Origin of the sequence: Scandinavium sp. (genome assembly GCF_032012665.1) — a bacterium.
Taxonomy (GTDB): domain Bacteria; phylum Pseudomonadota; class Gammaproteobacteria; order Enterobacterales; family Enterobacteriaceae; genus Scandinavium.
In genome coordinates this window covers 1-16,610 of the sequence record NZ_DALZVG010000043.1, presented here as the reverse complement: position 1 = coordinate 16,610, position 16,610 = coordinate 1, and the positions used below count along the sequence as shown (strand labels likewise).

15 protein-coding genes and 1 pseudogene are annotated in these 16,610 nt (G+C 59.0%); 1 reads left to right on the top strand and 15 read right to left on the bottom strand.

The window, feature by feature from the left end; genetic code table 11:
* The 4 genes from RTU33_RS21285 to tkt form a co-directional block, all read right to left on the bottom strand.
* Window positions 1-380 (bottom strand): class II fructose-bisphosphate aldolase (locus RTU33_RS21285; RefSeq protein ID WP_312630031.1); only part of this gene is annotated, 380 nt, incomplete at its 3' end.
* Window positions 381-467: 87 nt separating this feature from the next.
* Window positions 468-1,631, bottom strand: coding sequence for a phosphoglycerate kinase (pgk, locus tag RTU33_RS21280; RefSeq protein WP_312630030.1), 1,164 nt, complete (start codon window positions 1,629-1,631; stop codon window positions 468-470).
* A 47-nt stretch (window positions 1,632-1,678) separates the two neighbouring features.
* Complete coding sequence (epd, locus tag RTU33_RS21275; protein ID WP_312630029.1) at window positions 1,679-2,698, bottom strand: erythrose-4-phosphate dehydrogenase; 1,020 nt, start codon at window positions 2,696-2,698, stop codon at window positions 1,679-1,681.
* A 424-nt stretch (window positions 2,699-3,122) separates the two neighbouring features.
* Entirely contained in the window at window positions 3,123-5,114 is a 1,992-nt protein-coding gene (gene tkt / locus RTU33_RS21270) for a transketolase (RefSeq protein ID WP_312630027.1), read from the bottom strand.
* Between the two features lie 279 nt (window positions 5,115-5,393).
* On the opposite strand from tkt, the gene RTU33_RS21265 reads away from it, so the two are divergent.
* Window positions 5,394-6,152, top strand: coding sequence for a M48 family metallopeptidase (locus tag RTU33_RS21265; protein WP_312630032.1), 759 nt, complete (start codon window positions 5,394-5,396; stop codon window positions 6,150-6,152).
* 86 nt (window positions 6,153-6,238) lie between these two features.
* On the opposite strand, the gene RTU33_RS21260 is transcribed toward RTU33_RS21265, so the two are convergent.
* From RTU33_RS21260 to RTU33_RS21210, 11 genes and pseudogenes are all read right to left on the bottom strand, one after another.
* Window positions 6,239-7,879 carry a thiamine pyrophosphate-binding protein gene (locus tag RTU33_RS21260; RefSeq protein WP_312630026.1) on the bottom strand — a complete coding sequence of 547 codons (1,641 nt, stop codon included), beginning with the start codon at window positions 7,877-7,879 and terminating at the stop codon, window positions 6,239-6,241.
* Window positions 7,880-7,892: 13 nt separating this feature from the next.
* On the bottom strand, window positions 7,893-9,362 hold the full coding sequence (locus RTU33_RS21255) for an aldehyde dehydrogenase (RefSeq protein WP_312630024.1): 1,470 nt from the start codon (window positions 9,360-9,362) through the stop codon (window positions 7,893-7,895).
* A gap of 9 nt (window positions 9,363-9,371) precedes the next feature.
* A complete protein-coding gene (locus RTU33_RS21250) occupies window positions 9,372-10,142 on the bottom strand; it encodes an aspartate dehydrogenase (RefSeq protein ID WP_312630023.1) in 771 nt (256 codons plus the stop codon).
* 9 nt (window positions 10,143-10,151) lie between these two features.
* Window positions 10,152-10,946 carry an SDR family oxidoreductase gene (locus tag RTU33_RS21245; RefSeq protein WP_312630022.1) on the bottom strand — a complete coding sequence of 265 codons (795 nt, stop codon included), beginning with the start codon at window positions 10,944-10,946 and terminating at the stop codon, window positions 10,152-10,154.
* Window positions 10,930-11,700: an alpha/beta hydrolase gene (locus RTU33_RS21240; RefSeq protein ID WP_312630020.1), complete on the bottom strand. Its 771-nt coding sequence runs from the start codon at window positions 11,698-11,700 to the stop codon at window positions 10,930-10,932. Before RTU33_RS21240 ends, RTU33_RS21245 begins: the two co-directional genes overlap by 17 nt.
* A 9-nt stretch (window positions 11,701-11,709) precedes the next feature.
* Window positions 11,710-12,240, bottom strand: a complete 531-nt coding sequence (locus RTU33_RS21235; RefSeq protein ID WP_312630018.1) for a cupin domain-containing protein — start codon at window positions 12,238-12,240, stop codon at window positions 11,710-11,712.
* A 10-nt stretch (window positions 12,241-12,250) separates the two neighbouring features.
* Window positions 12,251-13,507: an MFS transporter gene (locus tag RTU33_RS21230; protein WP_312630017.1), complete on the bottom strand. Its 1,257-nt coding sequence runs from the start codon at window positions 13,505-13,507 to the stop codon at window positions 12,251-12,253.
* Window positions 13,508-13,532: 25 nt separating this feature from the next.
* Window positions 13,533-14,720: an FAD-dependent oxidoreductase gene (locus RTU33_RS21225; protein WP_312630015.1), complete on the bottom strand. Its 1,188-nt coding sequence runs from the start codon at window positions 14,718-14,720 to the stop codon at window positions 13,533-13,535.
* On the bottom strand, window positions 14,717-15,643 hold the full coding sequence (locus RTU33_RS21220) for a VOC family protein (RefSeq protein WP_312630014.1): 927 nt from the start codon (window positions 15,641-15,643) through the stop codon (window positions 14,717-14,719). The genes RTU33_RS21225 and RTU33_RS21220 overlap by 4 nt, the downstream gene beginning before the upstream one ends.
* 78 nt (window positions 15,644-15,721) lie before the next feature.
* Entirely contained in the window at window positions 15,722-16,510 is a 789-nt protein-coding gene (locus RTU33_RS21215; RefSeq protein WP_312630013.1) for an IclR family transcriptional regulator, read from the bottom strand.
* A gap of 14 nt (window positions 16,511-16,524) precedes the next feature.
* Window positions 16,525-16,610: pseudogene (locus tag RTU33_RS21210) on the bottom strand (short-chain dehydrogenase); the annotation flags it as partial.

Sequence of the window (16,610 nt, the reverse complement as noted above, 5' to 3'; positions counted from 1 at the left end):
CCCGCGTCCAGCAGACCGTCGATCCACGGCAGCAGTTTCTTCGCGCAGTGGTCAGTGTGCAGGATAACCGGAACACCATAGTGCTCAGCCATCTGATGTACGTGGTGTGCACCAGAGATGGCACCCAGGATTGCTGCGCCCTGAGGAACGTCAGTTTTCACGCCTTTACCCGCGATGAACGCCGCGCCGCCGTTAGAGAACTGAACGATTACCGGAGATTTAACTTTCGCAGCAGTTTCCAGTACGGCGTTGATGGAGTCAGTACCCACACAGTTAACCGCTGGCAGAGCAAAGTTGTTTTCTTTAGCTACCTGGAAAACTTTCTGTACGTCGTCACCGGTGATGACGCCTGGTTTTACGAAATCAAAAATTTTAGACATGTTACGTAGTCCTGTATCTTCGGCCGAAAAAAAGTGCGTGCCTGTTAGCCCGCTGAAAATTGGGCAGGTTTCCCTGCCCCGAATGGCTTACTTCTTCGCGCGCTCTTCGAGCATTGCGACTGCTGGCAGCACTTTGCCTTCCACGAATTCGAGGAATGCGCCACCGCCAGTGGAGATGTAGGAGATCTTATCAGCGATACCGAACAGGTCGATAGCAGCCAGGGTGTCGCCGCCGCCTGCGATGGAGAACGCTTCGCTGTCTGCAATAGCGTTAGCCACGATTTCGGTACCTTTACGGAAGTTCGGGAATTCGAATACGCCGACCGGACCGTTCCACAGAATAGTTTTGGCGTTTTTCAGGATTTCAGCCAGTTTCTGTGCAGACACGTCGCCCAGGTCCAGAATCTGCTCTTCATCTTTGATGTCGTTAACAGATTTCAGGGTTGCGGTTGCGGTTTCAGAGAACTCAGTTGCAACGCGAACGTCAGTTGGGACCGGAATATCGCAGGTGGTCAGCAGACGTTTTGCTTCATCAACCAGGTCCGCTTCGTACAAGGATTTACCTACGTTGTGGCCTTGTGCAGCAACGAAGGTGTTAGCGATGCCGCCGCCTACGATCAGCTGGTCAGCGATTTTAGACAGGGAATCCAGAACGGTCAGCTTAGTGGAAACTTTAGAACCACCCACGATAGCAACCATTGGGCGAGCCGGGTTGCCCAGCGCTTTACCCAGCGCTTCCAGCTCAGCGGCCAGCAGAGGACCTGCACAAGCTACGTCAGCAAATTTGCCGATACCGTGAGTCGATGCCTGCGCACGGTGTGCAGTACCGAATGCGTCCATCACGAACACGTCGCACAGCGCAGCGTATTTTTTGGACAGCGCTTCGTCGTCTTTCTTCTCGCCTTTGTTGAAGCGAACGTTTTCCAGAACCACCAGCTCACCGGCAGCCACTTCAACGCCGTCCAGGTAGTCTTTAACCAGGCGTACTGGAGCAGACAGTTTGTCTTTCAGATAGTTAACAACGGGCAGCAGAGAGAATTCTTCGTTGTATTCGCCTTCGGTCGGACGACCCAGGTGAGAAGTAACCATCACTTTCGCGCCCTGTTTCAGCGCCAGTTCGATGGTCGGCAGGGAAGCACGGATACGCGCGTCGCTGGTGACTTTACCGTCTTTTACCGGAACGTTCAGATCGGCACGGATGAAAACGCGTTTACCAGCCAGATCCAGATCGGTCATCTTAATTACAGACATGGTGAATCCTCTCATTGATTCTAAAGTTTTGCAGACGCTATCGCGCCTTACCTGAAACCTGTAGTGGCCATCGCTAACGTGGTGTCGAGCATTCGGTTAGCGAAACCCCATTCGTTATCACACCAGACCAGCGTTTTGATCAGATGCGCACCGCTGACCCGCGTCTGCGTGCCGTCGACGATGGCACTGTGCGGGTCGTGGTTAAAATCTATTGAGACCAACGGTAATTCCGTATAGTCAACTATACCATGAAATGCCCCCTGTGCCGCTTTTTGCAGCAACAGGTTGACTTCACAGGCTTTTACCGGATTTCTCACGGTCACGCTGAGGTCGATTGCCGTTACGTTAATCGTCGGCACTCGCACCGCAATCGCTTCAAATCGGTCATTAAACTGCGGGAAAATTCGGGTGATACCGGCGGCCAGTTTGGTATCCACCGGAATGATCGACTGGCTGGCCGCTCGGGTGCGCCGTAAATCAGGATGATAGGCGTCGATAACCTGCTGATCGTGCATCGCCGAGTGGATTGTCGTCACGGTGCCGGACTCAATGCCCCAGGCATCGTCTAACAGTTTAATGACCGGAATAATGCAGTTTGTCGTGCAGGATGCGTTGGAGACAATGCGGTGTTCGCGCTGCAGTTCCTGATGATTGACGCCGTACACGACGGTTGCGTCGAGATCGTTGCTGCCAGGATGTGAAAAGAGCACTTTCTTTGCGCCAGCGGCCAGATGGGCTTCCCCGTCCTCTCGCGTACCGTACACGCCAGTGCAGTCGAGCACCACGTCTACGCCCAGCTCGCGCCAGGGCAACGTCTCGATAGAAGACTCATGCAGCAGACGAATAGCGTCATCGCCGACGAACAGCTGCTCCCGTTCCTGGCGGACATCCCAGGCAAAGCGGCCATGGCTGGTGTCGTATTTCAACAAATGCGCGATGCCCGCAGCATCCGCCAGTTCGTTGATTGCCACCACGGTGATTTCCGCACGACGTCCGGATTCATATAAAGCGCGAACCACGTTACGTCCAATGCGACCGAAGCCATTAATCGCTACGCGTACGGTCATAGGTCTCCTGCAAGCCTCTCCTGAATTTGTGTGGCTGAAGCGTAGTCCAGCCTCATCAGGAAGGGAATGCCTGCTGTCGCAAACCGCGACTGATTGATTATTTGTCGAACATTTAATCGACTGAAACGCTTCAGCCAGAGTAATCGAAACGCGGAATAAAAGGAATGATTGTCCAGACGGAGAAGCTGGTTATCTGACGCACATCACATTTTTAATGGAATAATTTATGTGATTTTCACAGCGACCCGGAATAGCAGACGTAAAAAAGCCGGGCAAAACCCGGCCTGAACTGAGCGGCTCCCGTAGGCCTGCTAAGCGCTGCGCCAGCAGGCACTTCTGACGGATGGCGAGGTAAAGCAAAACGGCCACCAAAGGTGACCGTTGTAGGCCCGGCAAGCACAAGCGCCGCCGGGCATATTGACCATTACAGCAGTGCTTTCGCCTTCGCCACTACGTTCTCAACGGTGAAGCCAAACTCTTCGAACAGCTGCTCAGCTGGCGCAGACTCACCGAAGGTAGTCATACCAACGATAGCGCCATTCAGGCCCACATATTTGAACCAGTAGTCAGCGATTGCAGCTTCTACGGCAACGCGTGCAGAAACGGCTTTCGGCAGCACAGATTCACGGTATGCCGCGTCCTGCTTGTCAAACGCATCGGTAGACGGCATGGAGACCACGCGCGCCTTCACGCCTTCGGCAGAAAGCTGATCCCACGCGGCAACCGCCAGTTCGACTTCAGAGCCGGTCGCAATGAAGATAACCTGTGGCTGACCGTCGCAGTCTTTCAGCACGTAGCCACCGCGAGCGATGTCTGCCAGCTGCTTCTCGGTACGATCCTGCTGGGCCAGATTCTGACGGGACAGAATCAGCGCAGTCGGGCCGTCGTGGCGCTCAACGCCATATTTCCACGCCACCGCAGACTCAACCTGGTCACACGGACGCCAGGTGCTCATGTTCGGGGTCACGCGCAGGGAAGCAATCTGCTCAACCGGCTGGTGAGTCGGGCCGTCTTCGCCCAGGCCGATGGAGTCGTGGGTATAAACCATCACCTGACGCTGCTTCATCAGCGCAGCCATACGCACGGCGTTACGCGCATATTCAACGAACATCAGGAAGGTAGAGGTGTACGGCAGGAAGCCACCGTGCAGGGAAATCCCGTTGGCGATGGCGGTCATACCGAATTCGCGCACGCCGTAGTGGATATAGTTACCCGCAGTGTCTTCATTGATCGCTTTAGAACCAGACCACAGGGTCAGGTTGGACGGCGCGAGGTCAGCGGAACCGCCGAGGAATTCCGGCAGCAGCGGGCCAAATGCTTCAATCGCATTCTGGGACGCTTTACGGCTGGCGATTTTAGACGGGTTCGCCTGTAGTTTCGCGATGAACTCGTTCGCTTTCGCGTCGAAGTCCGCCGGCATTTCGCCCTTCATGCGGCGGGTAAATTCTGCGGCTTCCTGCGGGAAGGCTTTCGCATAAGCAGCAAACTTCTCGTTCCAGGCCGCTTCTTTCGCCTGGCCTGCTTCTTTCGCATCCCACTGGGCGTAGATTTCAGACGGGATTTCGAACGGAGCGTATTTCCAGCCCAGCTGTTCGCGGGTCAGTGCGATCTCTGCGTCGCCCAGCGGCGCGCCGTGAGAATCGTGGGTGCCTGCTTTGTTCGGGGAACCGAAGCCGATGATGGTTTTGCACATCAGCAGGGACGGTTTGTCCGTCACTTTACGCGCTTCTTCTACCGCACGCTTGATGGCGTTAGCGTCGTGGCCGTCAATGCCGCGCACAACGTGCCAGCCGTAGGCTTCGAAGCGTTTTGCTGTGTCATCGGTGAACCAGCCTTCAACGTGGCCGTCGATGGAGATGCCGTTGTCATCATAGAAAGCAACCAGCTTGCCCAGCTTCAGGGTACCCGCCAGGGAGCACACTTCGTGGGAGATGCCTTCCATCATGCAGCCGTCGCCCATAAAGGCGTAGGTGAAGTGGTCAACGATGTCGTGGCCCGGACGGTTGAACTGCGCGGCCATGGTTTTTTCCGCGATCGCCATGCCTACTGCGTTAGCAATGCCCTGGCCCAGCGGACCAGTAGTGGTTTCAACGCCTGCGGTGTAACCCACTTCCGGGTGACCCGGGGTTTTGGAGTGCAGCTGACGGAAGTTTTGCAGCTCGGAGATCGGCAGATCGTAGCCGGTGAGGTGCAGCAGGCTGTAGATCAGCATGGAGCCGTGGCCATTCGAGAGCACGAAGCGATCGCGGTCAGCCCAGGACGGGTTCTGCGGGTTGTGGTTCATGAAATCACGCCACAGGACTTCGGCAATGTCAGCCATACCCATTGGGGCACCCGGGTGGCCGGATTTGGCTTTCTGTACTGCGTCCATGCTCAGCGCACGAATAGCATTAGCAAGCTCTTTACGTGAGGACATTTTGACTCCAGATCGGACTGTTGAAGGCAACGCCAAAACGGCTTGACGACCGCGCGTTTTAGGCTACGCCGGAAAAAAGTGACAACAATGTAACCCAAGCGGCAGGCCATGTACATGGAGCATCCGCGCGGTGCCTGGGAAATCTCCGGATTGTGGCGGCGCGTTGCGCAATCCCCTCGCCGCCTTGTCATTATTTTCTTTATACTTTGGTAATATTCCGTGGCTTCGATTAACGGAATATTTAAGACTTTGGCGATTCATAATGATGGAAAATGAATGATGAAACTGCACTCGGTGGTACTGGCTCTTGGGATAGCGAGCGTTCTGACTGGCTGTCAAAACATGGATTCAAACGGCCTGATGAGTTCTGGCGCGGAGGCATTCCAGGCCTACACGCTCAGCGATGCGCAGGTGAAAACCCTGAGCGACCAGGCGTGTCAGGAAATGGACAGCAAAGCAACCATCGCGCCCTCCAGCAGCGAATACGCAAAGCGCCTGGCCAAAATTGCCGCCGCGCTGGGCGATAACATCAACGGCCAGCCGGTGAACTACAAGGTTTACGTCACCAAAGACGTCAACGCCTTCGCCATGGCCAACGGCTGTATCCGCGTCTACAGCGGGCTGATGGATCTGATGACCGATAACGAAGTGGAAGCGGTTATCGGCCACGAAATGGGCCACGTCGCGCTTGGACACGTGAAGAAAGGGATGCAGGTTCAGCTCGGCACCAATGCCGTGCGCGTTGCCGCAGCGTCCGCGGGTGGCATTGTTGGCAGCCTGTCGCAGTCACAGTTGGGCGATCTTGGCGAAAAACTGGTGAACGCGCAGTTCTCCCAGCGTCAGGAATCCGAAGCGGACGACTACTCTTACGACCTGTTGCGCAAACGCGGGATCAGCCCGGCGGGTCTTGCCACCAGCTTTGAAAAACTGGCGAAGCTGGAAGCCGGTCGTCAAAGCTCAATGCTTGACGATCACCCGGCATCTGAAGAGCGCGCCCAGCATATCCGCGATCGCATGAAGGCGGACGGAATTAAGTAAACGGGCAGGAATGATCCAGGCCGGGCAAACACAAATGTGCCGCCCGGCACTGCCCGGCAAGCGCAGCGCCGCCGGGCAATTAACAGCTAATAAAGCGTTTTCTGCGGCGGCCCGGCAAACTTCAGCGCGCCAATCTGCCCCATCCGCACTTCCACAACCGACGGCCCCGGCATCGCCAGCGCTTCCGTCATTACGGCGTCAAAATCTTCTGCCCGCTCAACGCTCCACGCCTGTAAGCCAATGGCCTGCACCAGTTGGGTAAAGTCCGGCGTATGCAGTTCGTTATAATACTGACGCCCGCCGAAGTACTTATCCTGAATACCGCGCATCACGCCATAACCGCCGTCGTTCATCACCAGCAGCGTCACGTTGGCTTTCTCCTGTGCCAGCGTCGCCAGTTCGCCCAGGTTCAGGCTCAGGCCGCCATCGCCCACCAGCCCCACCACCTTACGCTGTGGATTCGCAATGGCGGTGCCAATCGCCATCGGCAGGCCCATGCCAATCGCCCCCGCGAGGGAATGAATGTTCATCAGCGGGCCGTTGGCGCGGAACAGGCGGCTGCCCCACAGGCTGCCGGACACGGTAATATCGCGCACCAGCAGGCCATTCATCGGCAGCGCGTTTTCAATAGCATCATTGAGCTTCGCATAGGCGCCGCACTGCTCGCGCAGTCCCTGCTCTGCTTTCGTCACCGCATCCTGTACCTGCGTATCCCACGTGGAATTACCCCATTCGCGCCCCTGCGCTTTTTCAGCCAGCGCGCTCAGCAGCGCGGAACAGTCAGCGACCAGCGTGTTATCCATCAGATAATTACGGCTCGCCGCCGCCGGGTCGATATCAATCTGTATGCGCGGATGCGGCAGCTCCAGCGTCCAGGATCGCGTTTCGTTGCTGCGCAGGCGTGAACCCGCCACCAGAGTAAAATCACACCGGGCGATAAGCGCCTCAACCGACGGCGAATTATGGAACGCCCGCAGGCTGGCACGATGGCTGTCCGGCAGCACGCCTCGCGCATGGGTGCTGGAGATAACGGTCATGCCCGCATCCGCCAGTTTTTTCACTGCATCAGCGCTTCCGAGCGCTCCACCGCCCAGCCACAGCAGCGGCTGTTTCGCCTGCTTAAGCTGCGCCCACAGCGTATCAACAACCGTGGCATCGACCGTTGAAACCGAAGACGCTTTTACCGGTGCTGTCACCAGCGACAGCGGAATTTTCGCCCCCTGAATATCAATCGGAATTTCCACAGAGACCGGCCCGCACGGCGGCGTCTGCGCTTCCTGAATCGCTTTATGCAGGATAGCCATCGCCTGGTTAGCATTGCTGATGCGGTACGCGCGTTTTGAGCTGGCCTTCAGGAAGGTCAGCTGGTCGCGGGTTTCGTGGATAAAACCGGTGTCGGCATCCAGCCAGGCTTTCTCCACCTGCCCGGTTAAATGCAGCAGAGGCGTGCAGGCATTCATCGCCTCTACTAACGCCCCTACCGCGTTACCCGCGCCCGCACCGGTGCTGGTCAGCGCCACGCCAAGGCCGGAAAAACGCCCGTGGGCATCGGCCATGGTGACGGAACCCGCCTCGCCGCGTGCAGGCACAAAGCGGATGTTGCCGCGCTGCCCTACAGCATCGGCAATCGGCAAATTGTGAATGGAGATGACGCCGTAGATGGCCCCAACCTGATACTGCTCCAGCGTTCTGGCGATGGCGTCGCCGACGGTTATCATTTCGCTCATTGCTCACCCTTTCTCAGTCGCACCAGTGGTTGACGCTGTTACCCGTCGCCAGATAAATGCTCTTTTGCTGCATCCAGGCTTTCAGCCCCTGAATGCCCTTTTCGCGGCCCAGGCCGCTCTCTTTAAAGCCCCCGAACGGGGTCGAAATCGCAAACACTTTGTAGGTGTTGATCCACACCGTGCCCGCTTCCAGCTGCTCGCTCAAACGCAGGGCACGCCCGGTATCGCGCGTCCAGATCCCTGCCGCCAGGCCGTATACCGAGTCGTTTGCTTCGCGGATGAGCGTCGCCTCATCGCTAAACGGCATCGCCACCAGCACCGGGCCGAAGATCTCCTCCTGGCAGACGCGCGCGCCGTTGGTGAGTCCTTCAATAATTGTGGGCAGGAAGAAGCTGCCGTTTGTCAGTTGCGGATCGGCAGGGATCTCTCCGCCGCACAGCACGCGGCCCCCTTCACGCTTCGCCAGCTCTACATAGTCCTGCACGCTCTGGAGATGCCTGACGTTAATCAGCGGTCCTACATGAGTGCCGTCAGTAAACGGATGACCGACGTGCAAGCCACGGGTTAACTCCAGCAGCCGCGCCATGAGCGGAGCGTAAATGCTCTCGTGGATAAACAGCCGAGAACCGGCAATGCACGCCTGCCCCGCCGAGCTGAAAATGCCGTAGCAGATACCGCGCGCGGCCTGCTCGATGTCAGCATCTTCCAGTACGATGGTCGGGGATTTGCCGCCGAGCTCCAGCGATGCCGGGATCAGCTTCTCCGCCGCCACGTGCGCCAGATGACGTCCGGTGGTGGTGCCACCGGTAAAGGAGATTTTGCGCACCTTCGGGTGACGCGCCAGCGCATCACCAATCACCGAGCCTTTGCCCGGCAGCACGCTCAGCAACCCCGCAGGCAGCCCGGCCTGTTCAAAAATACGCGCCAGCTCCAGCGCCATCAGCGGCGTGGCTTCTGCGGGTTTGAGGATCACCGCGTTACCGGCGGCAATGGCCGGAGCTACTTTTTGCATTTCGCTGGCGATCGGCGAGTTCCACGGCGTGATGGCCGCCACCACGCCGAGCGGCTCATAGCGGCTCAGGGTCAGCAGATCGGGCTGGCGCGGCGTCGGGAGTTCACCTTCCAGCAGCTCGCAGGCGGCAGCGAAGTAGCGTGCTGTTCCCGCTGCGCTCATCACAAGACCGCGTGCTTCCGCCAGCGGCTTGCCGTTATCGCGGCTCTGCATCCGCGCCAGTTCATCAACGCGGGATTCAATCAGATCCGCCACCTTATGCAGGATCTTCGCGCGAACGTGCGGCAGGCTGTTGCGCCAGGTGGGCTCGCGCCAGGCGCGCTCTCCGGCCTCAATCGCCTCCTGGATATCGTCAAGGCTCGCTGCGTGCAGGGTGGCGTTAAGCGAACCGTCGGCGGGAAAAAGACTCTGCATCGGGTTGCCGCCGCCTTGTTGCCAGCGGCCACCAATAAATATCTTCAGCTCATCCATAGTGGCTCCTTAGCGTTGCGCCAGTTCACGGCAGGCGCGTACCGCGCTGAGCGCCGCCAAGGTGGAAGTTTTCGGATTGCTGGCAAGCGGCAGGCCGCTCAGCTCCAGGTGGAATTCACCGAACACGCCTTCAGCGTGAAGCGTGTGGGTGTTGCGTTTTGTTGCCGGGTCGACCATCAGCTGTACGCGGGTGTCGTCCATCCCCACACCGCCGAGCGCCACGGTCGCCGCCACGTTGGCATTGGCCGGGAACAGACGTGCCGCCTCGCGGGCGCTACCTTCAAAGAAGATCTGTGCTTCGGATACAGCATCAAGATCGATAAGCTGCTCGGCGTAACTGCCGCGCCAGCTGGCCGGGCTTTTGCGTGACTGATAGGTAACGCGCTCCAGCCCACCCTCTTTCGCTGCCGCCAGACCGTCGATACCCGCCACGGCCCCGGAGAGCAGCGTCAGCTTGCCGCCAGCGTTGAGCAGACGCGCTTCCAGCGCGCTGTCCGCCAGCGCGCCGGTGGAGATTGCGGCCAGATGCCAGCCGCGACGTAAAATGTCTTCGCCATACTGCGCCACCGCCTGCTGGCTGGCACATTCCAGCACCAGATCGGGCGTTTCCTCGCAGTCCAACGGCGAGGTCAGGGCCATCACCGCATCGCCAAACTGCTGGCGAATCGCAACATGGTGCGGCTCACGCGCCACAATCCAGCCGATAGCAACGCCATCAGGCAGGCGCTCAATCACCGCCTGAGCCATCGCACCAAAACCAATGAGCATGATCGTTTTCATGATGCGTCCTTACAGATGGCGGCAGAAGCCGCCGGAAACGTCCAGCGCCGCACCGGTGGTAAACGAGGCCAGCGGCGAGGCGAGAAACAGCAGCGCCTGAGCGGGCTCCTGCGGTTTGCCAAGGCGCGCCATCGGGATGCCGCGCTTGCGGGCGATATCCGCCGTCCACTCCGGCCAGCTCAGATTTTTGTCCGCACGGTTCTCAAAGCGTCGCTGCCACTGCCCGGATTCCACCATGCCAAGCAAAATGGAATTCACGCGGATGCCCTTGCTCACCAGCTCTTTCGAGAGGGTCAGCGTCATATTCAGCAATGCCGCGCGGGCAGCGGAGGTGGCGATCATGTGCTCCTCCGGCTGCAACGCCAGCAATGAGTTCACGCAGGTGATGGAAGCGATATCGGACTGCTCCAGCTGCGCCTGAAATGCCTGCACCGGGTTGATCACGCCGAACAGCTTCAGTTCAGCTTCATGCAGCCACGCCTCGCGCGGGGTGTCATTGAAGTGCGCCACGTAACCTTGTCCGGCGTTGTTGATCAGCATATCTACCGAGCCAAAGCGGGCTTTCACAGCCTCTGCAAACGCCTGCACTTCATCGGCTTTCAGCACGTCGCAGCGGTAAGAAAAAATCTCCCCGTCAGGGTATTCGTTTTGCAGCGCCGCATGTGCGCTGGCGAGCCGGTCCGGGTTGCGCCCGCAGAAGGCCACCTTTGCCCCTTCGCCCAGCAGCAGACGCAGGGTTTCAAAGCCAATGCCTGAAGAACCGCCGGTAACTACCGCTACGCGCCCATCAATTTGTGCATTCATCGCGCACCTCTTCGTTAATACGTAAAAGCTGTTGGTTGAAAAACGCGTCGTTATCGAGATAGCTGGCGTGCCCGGCCTGCGGGATGGCGATAAAGGGCATGCTATAGCGCAGCGCCAGTCCCTGAACCAGCTCAGGCTGGGTAATCGCATCCTGCTCGCCGCACCAGACTTCAAAACTGCCTGAATAGCGCTTCAGCCAGCCGTGAATATCGTCGTGGGCCAGCATCCACGCGGCAGCGAGGTAACCTTCAGGACGCAGCCTGCGCATGCCAGAAGCAACGGTGGCGATATCCTCCGCACGCGCGCCAGGGTGAAGCAGCTTCGCGGCGCGTGTTTGCGCCATGATTTCGCCGCCCAGCGCCATCTGCTGCTCGCGGCTGCGCCAGATCTGTTCACGCTGCTCCGGCGTGGCCTGCCCGTAGCCCTGCGCGGCATCTGCCAGAACCAGGTGCAGGACGCGTTCCGGGAACTTCGCCGCAAAGGCGCTGGCAACCAGCGCTCCCAGAGAATGGCCCACCAGCACCACCTGCCAGACGCCCGCGCGGTTAAGCATTGCCGCCAGCGCGTCGGCGTAATCACCGGCGTTTGCACGCTCCACCGCCAGCATCGGGCTTTCGCCATAACCGGGCATGTCCCACGCCAGCACGCGAAAATCCTTCAGCGCCATCTGCTTATGCCAGGAGGCCGCGCCCGAGCTGATGCCGTGCAGCAGCATCAGCGGAATGCCGCTTCCCTGTTCACGAAAACCCGTCATCGTGCCCCCTTAGTTCCGCTTCACTTTCGACAGCGGATGATCGGCTGGATAGGTCGGGATTTCCGGCTTGTTGGTCCCCAGCATGACGCACATCAGCGCCTCTTCTTCACCGTGGTTAAACAGGCCGCGATAAATACCCGCAGGTACGGAGATCAGGTCACGCTCGCGCAGCACGGTTTCGGTATAGCTGTCGCCGTCCTGAATCATCAGCGTGATTTGCCCTTTGAGCATGAAGAACACCTCTTCCACGTCGTCATGCAGGTGCAGCGGCCCTTCACACTTCGACGGCAGCACCATGGTGGAGAAGGTAAAATGGTCCGCCTGAACGGTATTGCTATCGTTCGCCACGCCCGTTGCCCCGGTGCCGATATAGCGCATCTGTGCGCGACGGTATTTCGGGTCGAAATCGGCCTGGAACTTCAGCGCGTTCCAGTCATATTTGCGGCCTTCGAAGCGCGCAATGCGCGACTCGATCCACTCTTCCATGGTCAGGTGGTCAGGCTTGATACCTGATTTATGGGTTACGGTTGAATCAGTCATAACACTCTCCTCAGTAACGTCTCAGCAGCGGCAGTAACAGGACACAGCCCACCGTCGCCATCACCGCCAAAAAAATCAGCCCGGAATCCATGCTGTGGGTGAAGGCGATTAGAGCACCCATCACCGCTGGCGACAGCGCGCCCGCAAAGTTTCCCAGCCCGTTGAAAATACCGCCCGCCGTAGCGCTCACCCGTGGATGGGTGGCCTTTGCCAGTAGAGCGAAAATGTTGGGTGCGCCCGTGCCCCACATGAAGGTGCTGAAGCTCATCGCCGCGATGATGGTCAGCGGAGTAGTAAGGTGCATCACCGCAGCCAGCCCCACCGCCGCACCCGCCATTGAGATAAAGCAGGCTGCCGCGCGTTTATCGACCCTGTCCGAAAGCCATGCGCCAATCACTTCGCCCACCAACATGGCGATAAACGGCATCGACGACAGCCAGCCCGCGTGCTCCAGATGAATGCCTTTGCCTTTAATCAGGTAGCCCGGCAGCCAGCCGTTAATGCCCCACAGATAGGTCAGAAAGGCGATGTTAAAGATGCAGATGATCCAGAAGTGCAGGCTGACAAACAGCTCGCGTCGTGCCGCACGGCGCTCATCCTGTGACGCCTGTGAAGCACCGGGTTTCGCCTCCAGACGGATCCCACGCAGGCCGATGCGAACAAACAGCAGCACCGGCACGGTCAGCATCGCCATCACAAAGAAGGTGCTCTGCCAGCCGAAAGTATTCAGCAGCCAGAGGGAGAGCGGAAAACCAATCGCTGCACCGACCGGCGTTCCCAGCAGCCAGAGCATGGTGGCGCGGGCCTGCAGATGCTGCGGGAAGTTATGGCGCACGATAGCGAACGCCAGCGGGAACAGCGGCCCTTCCGCCACGCCAAGCAGAATGCGCAGCACGATCATCACCGTGTAGTTATGGGTAAAGCCCATCGCCACCATCAGCACACACCACACCGCCATCATCCCGGTGAGCAGGCGCAGCGGCGCAATTTTGTCGCCTAAACCGCTTAAAAAGACCGACGAAAAACCATAGCTCAGCAGGAAGGCACTCATCAGAATGCCGAGGCGCGTGGTGTCAAAATCAATCCCCATCGCCTGCTGGAAATGGCCGTCAGAAAACAGCGCCGCAATGCTGATTTTGTCGAAAAACGCCAGCAGTACGCAGGCCAGCAGCGACAGCGGAATGGCCCAGCGCACCGCCTTTTCGGGCGTGCGGGTGCCCTCACCGCTTGCCTCAACGGGCGCGGTGTTGGTCTCGAATGTGGTCATGTCTCCCCCTACGGGCGCGCGTTTTTTATCGCAGTGACATCAGTGAAAAAGTCGGGTCGGCGAGCGGCACGTCAGACAGATCCCGTCCGGCCGCCATCCAGCGCTTCGCCAGCTTGACGGTGCGCGCATCGTTAAATGCCACCAGCTGCGTCAGCCGCCCGTTCTCGTCCAGCGAGAAGAACAGCGACTCTTCACGCGCTATCGTTGTGCTCCCCGGCTGCGGAATGCCGAGGATCTGAATGTTGTGCTGGTATTGATCCGACCACAGCCACGGCGCATCGTCGTAGCCCGGCGCATCAGAGTTGAGCATCGCTTTCGCCGTCGCCACCGCCTGATTCTGGGCAAAGGCCCACGACTGGATGCACAGGCCGTAATGGTGGTGCTGAGCCACATCGCCCGCAGCGAAGATAAACGGATCTGACGTGCGTCCTTGCGCATCCACCACGATCCCACGTTCGGTTTTTAGCCCGGCATCGCGCGCCAATTCCAGATTGAGATCGACGCCGATCCCCACCACCACCGCATCGAAGGTTTCACGTTTGCCGTCGCAGTGAATAACCGGAAGTCCGCCGTCATCTTCCAGCTCCAGCACGCCGCAGCCGGTACGGATGTCCACGCCCTGCTCCCGATGGAGAGCCTCTAAGCGTTGAGAAACCTCGCCGCTGACCGAGCGCATGCACAACGCAGGCTGCTGCTCGAACAGCGTGACCGCCACGCCGCTTTTACGTGCCGAGGCGGCAATCTCCAGGCCAATCCAGCCGCCGCCGATAATGGCCAGCTTTTTACTTTCAGCCAGACGACCTTTCAGGCGCTGCGCATCCTGCCAGTGGCGTAAGGTATAGACCTGCGGGTGACGGGCCCACACTTCACCCGGCAGGCGCGCCCGCCCTCCGGTGGCAATGAGAAGAGCGGTGTAATTCAGCTGCTCGCCGTTACTTAACCGTACCGTTTTCGCGCCGCGATCGATCTGTTCTGCTCGCAACGGTCGGAACCAGGTCAGGCTCAGCGCCTGCTGCGCCTCTTCAGAAAACAGCCGCGGCAGCTGCGCGTCTGGCTCCAGGAGTGAGGCTTTGGAGAGTGGCGGGCGCTCGTAGAAATCCCACGCCTCCTCCGCTACCACGCAAATCTCACCGTCGAAGCCCTCGTCGCGCAAGGTTTTCGCCGCCCAGCCGCCCGCCTGACCGCCACCGATAATCACCATGCGCGAGGTCATACCGCCTCCGGCTTTTTCTGCTGACGGCGGGTATCGTGGTCGATGCCGCCTTCCACTGCCCATTCGGTGAAGGAGACCAGAGAGTGTTCCAGTTCACGCGGCTGCCAGTTTTCGGTCAGGTAGTCGTCGTTGGTGTAGTACTCGAACGCGCCGCCGGTCGGGCTGTTGACGTACCAGAAGTACGCCGATGACACCGGATGACGGCCTGGCCCGATAAAGGTGCTCCAGGCGTTTTTATTCATCGCAATACCGCCGCCAATCACCTCGTGAATATCGCGCACGGTGAAGGCCACGTGGTTCAGGCCGCGCTTACGATTCGGCAGTTGCAGCAGAAACAGGTTGTGATGGCCGCCGCGCACGCCGCAGCGCAGGAACACGGCGCGGTTGATATAGCGGTCGGAAACCTGAAAGCCGAGCACCTCGCGGTAGAATTTTTCCACCGCCGCCAGCTCTTCCACGAAGAACACCACGTGGCCGACATTAATCGGCTGCGCGCGGTCGTAAACCGGGCTTGGGGTATCGATACGGCGGACATCGCCCCATTGATTGATGGGTTCGACGTTCAGCTCCACGTCGCTTTGCTGGCTCACCTGCACGCGCAGCGTCATGCCGTTCGGGTCGAGGCACTCGAGCCCGTCGCCCACTTCACAAAAGCCGGGCTGTTGTTCAAGCTTCGGGCGCAGCGCATCCAGATCGGCCTGCGTGGCGACCGCCCAGGTCATACGTCGCAGCGTGTTGCCCGCTTCAAAAGCAGGGGGAAGATCGGGGCTGTCGATGGGGTTCAGCTCCACGCGCGCGCCGCTTAAGGTCGTAAAACGCTGGCCGCTGGCATCGCCTGTCAGGCCAAAATCACGCATAAATTTGGCGCAGTGCGTCAGGTCTTCAACGCCAAATTCCAGCTTTTCAATTCCGGTTACACTCATCGTTCGTTGCCTCTTCTGGCCCAAATTGGGCGTAAAACATGCCCGACGCAGCGAAGCGCCTGACGTTAACTTGCTGATTTAACTGGCCTGTGACAGATAACCTAAGAAGCCAGATATTTTATCCGCCGCCAGGCGGACGTCGTTTTGCAGGCGTTCGCGATCGGTTTGCGGGATCTCCTCCGACGGGACCAGGATGCTCACCACCGCCGCCACGCGATGGCTTCGGTCATACACCGGATAGACAATGGAGGAGATGCCCTGGCGGAAGAAGGATTCGCCGATCACATACCCGCGGGCTTTGTCCTGCTGCACCATCTGCCACAGGGCTTCGCGGTCGTGAAGCTGCCCCGGCGTGTTGCCCGGCAGGCGCTCGTGGGGGAATATCTGCTCAAAGTCAGCGCGGGAAATATCGGTCAGCAACATGCGGCCCAGCGAGGTGCAGTGCACCGGTAAACGGGTGCCAATGCTGACCTGATTGATACGCGAACCGGCGGCGCTGACGCGGGCGATATAGATGATGTCGCGCCCGTCGCGGATCGCCAGATGGCTGCTGCACTGGCTGACGTCACGCAGCTGCTCAATCACCGGCTGGCCGACCTGAGCCACATCCAGGGAGGCAATGTACTCAAAGCCCAGACGCAGCACGTTCATGCCAAGAGAGAAGGTATTGGTACGCGTATTGCGCTCCAGAAAGCCCATATATTCCAGCGTCTGCACCACCCGGTAGGCGGTGGCCTTCGGCATATCCACCAGCCGGTGCAGCTCGGCAAAAGTCAGATCGCGATGCTGCTCGCCGAAGGCTAAAAGCAGCTGTAAACCGCGCTCCAGCCCCGGCACCAGGTACTTCACTTCCTGATCGTTTGCCATAATCGCTTCACCCGTTAGTTAAAGACAAAACCGCCGTTGACCGGAATCAGCTGCCCGGTGATAAACCGCGACAGATCGCTTAACAGCCAGACCACGCTGC

What these genes read in the sequence shown, in the direction of transcription:
- epd (WP_312630029.1), bottom strand. Translation starts at nt 2,698, where the DNA reads ATGACCGTACGCGTAGCGATTAATGGCTTCGGTCGCATTGGACGTAAC.
- RTU33_RS21245 (WP_312630022.1), bottom strand. Translation starts at nt 10,946, where the DNA reads ATGAATGCACAAATTGATGGGCGCGTAGCGGTAGTTACCGGCGGTTCT.
- RTU33_RS21220 (WP_312630014.1), bottom strand. Translation starts at nt 15,643, where the DNA reads ATGAGTGTAACCGGAATTGAAAAGCTGGAATTTGGCGTTGAAGACCTG.
- RTU33_RS21235 (WP_312630018.1), bottom strand. Translation starts at nt 12,240, where the DNA reads ATGACTGATTCAACCGTAACCCATAAATCAGGTATCAAGCCTGACCAC.
- pgk (WP_312630030.1), bottom strand. Translation starts at nt 1,631, where the DNA reads ATGTCTGTAATTAAGATGACCGATCTGGATCTGGCTGGTAAACGCGTT.
- RTU33_RS21230 (WP_312630017.1), bottom strand. Translation starts at nt 13,507, where the DNA reads ATGACCACATTCGAGACCAACACCGCGCCCGTTGAGGCAAGCGGTGAG.
- tkt (WP_312630027.1), bottom strand. Translation starts at nt 5,114, where the DNA reads ATGTCCTCACGTAAAGAGCTTGCTAATGCTATTCGTGCGCTGAGCATG.
- RTU33_RS21265 (WP_312630032.1), top strand. Translation starts at nt 5,394, where the DNA reads ATGAAACTGCACTCGGTGGTACTGGCTCTTGGGATAGCGAGCGTTCTG.
- RTU33_RS21240 (WP_312630020.1), bottom strand. Translation starts at nt 11,700, where the DNA reads ATGACGGGTTTTCGTGAACAGGGAAGCGGCATTCCGCTGATGCTGCTG.
- RTU33_RS21225 (WP_312630015.1), bottom strand. Translation starts at nt 14,720, where the DNA reads ATGACCTCGCGCATGGTGATTATCGGTGGCGGTCAGGCGGGCGGCTGG.
- RTU33_RS21255 (WP_312630024.1), bottom strand. Translation starts at nt 9,362, where the DNA reads ATGGATGAGCTGAAGATATTTATTGGTGGCCGCTGGCAACAAGGCGGC.
- RTU33_RS21215 (WP_312630013.1), bottom strand. Translation starts at nt 16,510, where the DNA reads ATGGCAAACGATCAGGAAGTGAAGTACCTGGTGCCGGGGCTGGAGCGC.
- RTU33_RS21250 (WP_312630023.1), bottom strand. Translation starts at nt 10,142, where the DNA reads ATGAAAACGATCATGCTCATTGGTTTTGGTGCGATGGCTCAGGCGGTG.
- RTU33_RS21260 (WP_312630026.1), bottom strand. Translation starts at nt 7,879, where the DNA reads ATGAGCGAAATGATAACCGTCGGCGACGCCATCGCCAGAACGCTGGAG.